This is a genomic window from Pseudomonas sp., assembly GCF_037994325.1.
In the GTDB taxonomy this organism is placed as follows: domain Bacteria; phylum Pseudomonadota; class Gammaproteobacteria; order Pseudomonadales; family Pseudomonadaceae; genus Aquipseudomonas.
Map to the genome: position 1 here is coordinate 1 of NZ_JBBNAH010000772.1, position 4,709 is coordinate 4,709.

The 4,709-nt window shown below is 62.6% G+C and carries 6 protein-coding genes; 2 read left to right on the top strand and 4 right to left on the bottom strand.

Features of this window, described 5'->3' with window-relative positions:
- Positions 1-152: 152 nt before the first annotated feature.
- Complete coding sequence (locus tag AAAB16_RS25955; RefSeq protein WP_340665960.1) at positions 153-632, bottom strand: DUF4399 domain-containing protein; 480 nt, start codon at positions 630-632, stop codon at positions 153-155.
- Between the two features lie 78 nt (positions 633-710).
- Positions 711-1,211, bottom strand: coding sequence for a DUF523 domain-containing protein (locus AAAB16_RS25960; RefSeq protein ID WP_340665965.1), 501 nt, complete (start codon positions 1,209-1,211; stop codon positions 711-713).
- 221 nt (positions 1,212-1,432) lie between these two features.
- On the opposite strand from AAAB16_RS25960, the gene AAAB16_RS25965 reads away from it, so the two are divergent.
- The gene (locus AAAB16_RS25965) at positions 1,433-1,978 is read left to right on the top strand and encodes a DUF6160 family protein (protein WP_340665961.1); all 546 of its coding nucleotides are present in this window, start codon (positions 1,433-1,435) and stop codon (positions 1,976-1,978) included.
- Positions 1,979-2,046: 68 nt separating this feature from the next.
- Here the strand turns inward: AAAB16_RS25965 and AAAB16_RS25970 are convergent, their stop codons facing one another.
- Positions 2,047-2,670: a 2OG-Fe(II) oxygenase gene (locus AAAB16_RS25970; RefSeq protein WP_340665962.1), complete on the bottom strand. Its 624-nt coding sequence runs from the start codon at positions 2,668-2,670 to the stop codon at positions 2,047-2,049.
- Between the two features lie 87 nt (positions 2,671-2,757).
- On the opposite strand from AAAB16_RS25970, the gene AAAB16_RS25975 reads away from it, so the two are divergent.
- Positions 2,758-3,528: a hypothetical protein gene (locus tag AAAB16_RS25975; RefSeq protein WP_340665963.1), complete on the top strand. Its 771-nt coding sequence runs from the start codon at positions 2,758-2,760 to the stop codon at positions 3,526-3,528.
- 79 nt (positions 3,529-3,607) lie between these two features.
- Here the strand turns inward: AAAB16_RS25975 and AAAB16_RS25980 are convergent, their stop codons facing one another.
- Positions 3,608-4,561: an alpha/beta hydrolase gene (locus AAAB16_RS25980; RefSeq protein WP_340665964.1), complete on the bottom strand. Its 954-nt coding sequence runs from the start codon at positions 4,559-4,561 to the stop codon at positions 3,608-3,610.
- Positions 4,562-4,709 lie beyond the last annotated feature (148 nt).

The window sequence follows — 4,709 nt, forward strand, 5'->3', positions numbered from 1 at the left end:
GGCGGGGACCCAGAGTCGCGAAGCAAACCGCGTTTACCGCGCCATTCTGGGTCCCCGCCTGCGCGGGGACGACGGGGTGGCATTGATGTCGGCACATGCTAGCCCGTCGGTCAGGTCGGTCCGCATGCGGTGAGCGCAGCCAAGCCCAACGTCTACTTGACGACAATATTTATCACCGGCGACACCACCGGCAGCGGCGCTAGCACGCCATTTTTGTCGGTCTGCACCAGCTGCAAACGGTGCGGGCCGCTGGGCAGCACAAACTTCTCTTTCTGGTCGGCGGTCAGCAGTCGCACTTGGTCGCTGCTGAGCACCGGCATATTGGACGACACCGGCGGCGCGTCGATGAGTAGATGAATCTGGTTGTCGGGCGCGCTCATTACCGGTGGCGACATGCCGGGCGTGATGGTCACCGTGCGCAGGCCAAACTTGATGGCGAACGGTCGATCTACGCTGGCGCCATCGACGGGTTCAATAAAGTACAACTGCGCCGTCTGCGTTACTTCAATCGGCTGCGGCGGCTCGGGCGTTGGAGTGGCGGCGTGGGTAGCGGCGCTAAAACCGAGCGCCATGGCGGCCACCAGCGCGGCCTTGCGCAATAGCGTGTTCTGCGGGAACAGCATGATGTGCATGGTTGAGCCCTCCTGGGCCAGTGAGAACCGGCGGTGGGCCGGGCTGCTCATTTAGTGACCACCAGAGTGTAGGAGGGTTCAGGCAGATCGCCCGCGCTCCAGCGCCTGTAAGGCTTCAAGCGCAGCGGCCAGTTGCTCTTCATTGAACACCTGCACGCCGGCACGGCTGAGCAACGCGGCAGTCACACCTTGGCCACGGACTTTCTCGCCGGAGAAACTGCCGTCGTAGGTTTCCAGGTTGCCGCAGGAGGGGCTGCGCGATTTCAGCACCGCCAGGCGAATGCCGTGTTGCTGCACCAGCGCCAGGGCTTGCTGCGCACCACTGATAAATGGCGCGCTGACATCCTCACCCGCTTGCGTCAGCACCAACGCCTGGCCGTCCAACACCTGCGCGCCCTGGCCGCCAGGAATTTCTGCGGGCGGGCGCGGCGTCGGCAGGCCCCCGGCCACTTCCGGGCACAGCGCCACCACCCGCCCCTCGGCTTGCCACACGGCCAACTGGTCGAACGGCCCATGGGCACCGCCGTCGTAGCGCACGCGATGGCCCAATAAGCAGCGACTGATCAAAATCTTTTCCACCATCACCTCATTCATTCAGCGTCGGCAGCCTAACCCAGGTCACCGCCGGTAACACCCCGTTCGCCTGCCACTATCGAAGGTCTGGCTTGGCCAACAATAACCTGCAAAAGCCTTGTTTCATGGGCACTGCGGGCCGATCCTTTGGCGGGAACCGCGCCTCACCAGTAGCGCCCTGAGCCCGCGCTCGCCAGACTGCCGGCACCCGCATAGGAAGTGCCGCCATGCTTATAAAAACAATTACCGCCGCCCTGCTCGCCTCGCTAATCGCCACGCCCTGCGTGGCGGAGCTCCAAGCCTTGGACAACCCCGCCCTCAGCGACGTAGCTGGCCAGGCGGGCATCAGCATTCGCCTCGACTTGCAGGCGCGGATTAACCAAATCCGCTTTAGCGACACCACCGGCAATGTCTCGCTGCGTAATGTGAAAATCGACAACGGCTGCGTGAGCCCAAGCGATTGCCCCAACGGCGCCGGTGGTTTTTTTGCCCTCGGCCCGGCGCAACTGGGCCTGGTGCTGCCGATCTTCGGCGTTAACCAGCCCACCTTGATGGTCGACGTGGTGACCGGCAGCAACGGCCAGCAGCAACTGCAATTCACCCTGCCCGACCTCACCACCATCAACGAACAGTTGATCGCCAGTGGCCTGCCCGCACAGCGCATTCGCCTACGGGTGGCCAGTGATATGTATGTGGGCGAGAGTCGCCTGGGCAGTTTGGAAGTGCGCGATATCACCGACCTACATGGCACGATCAAGGTGTGGGGCCATTAAGAATTTACTCGCTGGGATAACAGCCCTTCTCCCGCTTGCGAGAGAGGGGTGCAGAGCCGTTGAGTGGGTTAGGCCCGCCGTCTAAACCAGCCGGTCAACGACAGCCGCTGCCGCGTTGCCGGCAGCACTTCATGGGGCAACTCGCCCGACATAAAAATCACCAAGCGCCCGCCCAATGGCAGCACGTCGTGCTCCTCGTCAGCGGGATAAATCCGCAGCGCCCCACCCTGCTCCGCTAACCAGCTGTCATTCAGGTACAACACGGCCGACACGGTGCGGCGGTCGTCGTCACGGAAGCGGTCGACATGGCGCTGGTAAAAAGCGCCCGGCGGGTACAGGGCAAAGTGGCTTTCGTAGTCATTCAGGCCCAGATACAGCGCCTGGTTGAGCGCCTGGCGGAGCTGATCCATGTACGACAAATAGGCATCTGTGGCCGTGCTTTCGCCTGGCTCCAGCCATTGAATACTGTCGCCACGCACGCTCTCACGTACCTGTGCGGTCGCACCGCGGCCAACGGCGGCTGGGGCCAGACGGCCATCGGTGGCACGTTGTTGGCACTCCGCCGCCAGTTCGCGGGTCAGACCCTGTGGAATAAACAGATCGTGCTGCGACCAGCCTTTATCGGCCAAGTCGTCGACGATAGCCGTTAGCAGCGTGGGATCGAGCAGATGGGTTGTGGATGTATGTGCCATGCCGGGGATTCTATCAGCGCCGTTCACGCGCCTCGACAAGCCCAGGCGATGCCGCTGAAAATAGCGGCCTGCCCGACAGGAGTCTTTATGCGCGCCTTTTTCGCCCTTGTGTTGTTGTTCTGCTCGCTACCCAGCCAGGCCGACGAGCACAGCCAGCTCTATGAAATCGCCGGCTGGCCGCAGCAACGCGCGCATTTCAACGCCGCCCTGCAAGCCGCCCAGCAACGCTACCGCAGCAGCCTGCCCGACGCGGTGTACCAAGCGTTGGTGACCAACAGCAACCAGCGCTTTGCGCCCCAGGCCATGGACCAGCGCGGTGAAGCCACCTTTCGTGCGCAACTGGCCAACCCGGCACCGGCGCTGGCGTTTTTTCAGTCACCGCTGGGGCGCAAAATCGTTAAAGCCGAAGTCGATGCCACCCGCCCGGAAGAGCTGGCCAAACACGCCAACGGCATTCCGCGCATTCAAGCCGATAACACCCGCGCCCTGTTGATTCGCCACCTGGCTCAAGCCCTGCCGGCAAAAGAAGCCGGCGCCGAAGTCAGCCTGGCCTTGGCCGGGGTTGCCGCCGACAGCCTGAGCCAGATGATTCCCGGCCTGATGGGCGGCGGCCAGGCCCAGGGCATGCTGGAAAGCCAACGCCAGCGCCTGATGCAACAGATCGGCGCCGATGTGGATAACACCCTGCTATACGTCTACAGCGGGCTGTCCGATCCGGAGCTGGATGAGTTTGTGATGTTTGCCGAATCGCCCGACGGCAAGGCCTATTACCAGGCCGCCTTGGCAGCCATGCGCGCCGGCTTGGCCGTAGGCCAGACCGCGCCGGTCAACAACCCCAACGCAGAGCCCGGCCTGTAAACCGTAGGCTGTGCTGTGCGCACCATGGGCATTCGCCGGTCTCTGGGGTGGTGCGAGCAGCACACCCTACGGTACCGCGTCAGCTTTTGTAGGCTGTGAAGTGGTCCGTCAGAAAGGCGAAGTAGGTGCTGCGGATTTGCGCCGTTTCATTGGCCAGATGATGCCGCCCGCCGTCGACCATAAACACCGTCGGCTCGCTGAATTTGCGCCGCAGCACCCCCAAGTTGTAACGCCAATCCACGGTCATATCGGCATCACCCTGCACAATCAGCGGACGGCGGGCGCTGGGTTTTGCCTGTTCAATCTGCGGCATCCAGCGCGATAAAGCGCCCACCCAGGCGGTGGGTAGGTTCCTGGGTTGCAACGGATCAGCCTGCAGAAAGGTGAGAAACTCGGCGTCGTTGGAGTTGGGGCTAAAGCGTCGGGGAATCTGCGTCACAAAGGGTTTGAGCAGGTAGTAGCTAAGCTTGGACCAACCCCAGGCGCGCGGCCGTACCAAGGGCGCGAACAAAATCACTTCGCCGATTTGCCGGCGTTGGCCACTGCTGAGCGCTCGGTCATGCAGCAGAAAGTCGACGATAATCGCCCCGCCGGTGCTCTGCCCACATAAGTGCCAAGGCTGCGGTAAATCCAGGCTCGCGGCTTCATCCAATACCGCACGAAAAACCGCTTGGTACTCACTGAATTCGCCGATGCTGGCACGAGTACCGCTGGACAAACCATGCCCCGGCAGATCGCACGCCAGCACGGCAAAGCCCATGCCCAACGCCCAAGCAATCACATTGCTGTACAGACCCATATGGTCGTAATAGCCGTGTTGCAGCACCAGCGTCGCCACCGGCTTGGCCGGCAGCCACAGCTGGGTGACCACCTGATAACCGCCCACTTCCATCAGCCCCAAACGCGCCGTGGCACCGGCAATGTTCAGCCGATAGAACTGCCGATAGGCCTGCGCCTCAGGCGGCTCGGCCTGCGCTGCGGCCAAGGGTCGCAGTTGTGCGCGCAGGGAATCGGGCTGAAAGGGTTCTGACATAGGGCATCCATGAACAGCAGAAGAAAAACGACGCGCAAACAACGGCGCCAGCACGGCTGCCGATATTCTGCTGCCGCGCGGTCCGTGGCAATCTTCAAGCCCGACATTGACTGTCTGAGCATGCCCGAACCCTCGCGCAAAACTGTTC

Coding starts and splice junctions, on each gene's coding strand:
- AAAB16_RS25980 (WP_340665964.1), bottom strand. CDS start 4,561: ATGTCAGAACCCTTTCAGCCCGATTCCCTGCGCGCACAACTGCGACCC.
- AAAB16_RS25975 (WP_340665963.1), top strand. CDS start 2,758: ATGCGCGCCTTTTTCGCCCTTGTGTTGTTGTTCTGCTCGCTACCCAGC.
- AAAB16_RS25970 (WP_340665962.1), bottom strand. CDS start 2,670: ATGGCACATACATCCACAACCCATCTGCTCGATCCCACGCTGCTAACG.
- AAAB16_RS25965 (WP_340665961.1), top strand. CDS start 1,433: ATGCTTATAAAAACAATTACCGCCGCCCTGCTCGCCTCGCTAATCGCC.
- AAAB16_RS25955 (WP_340665960.1), bottom strand. CDS start 632: ATGCACATCATGCTGTTCCCGCAGAACACGCTATTGCGCAAGGCCGCG.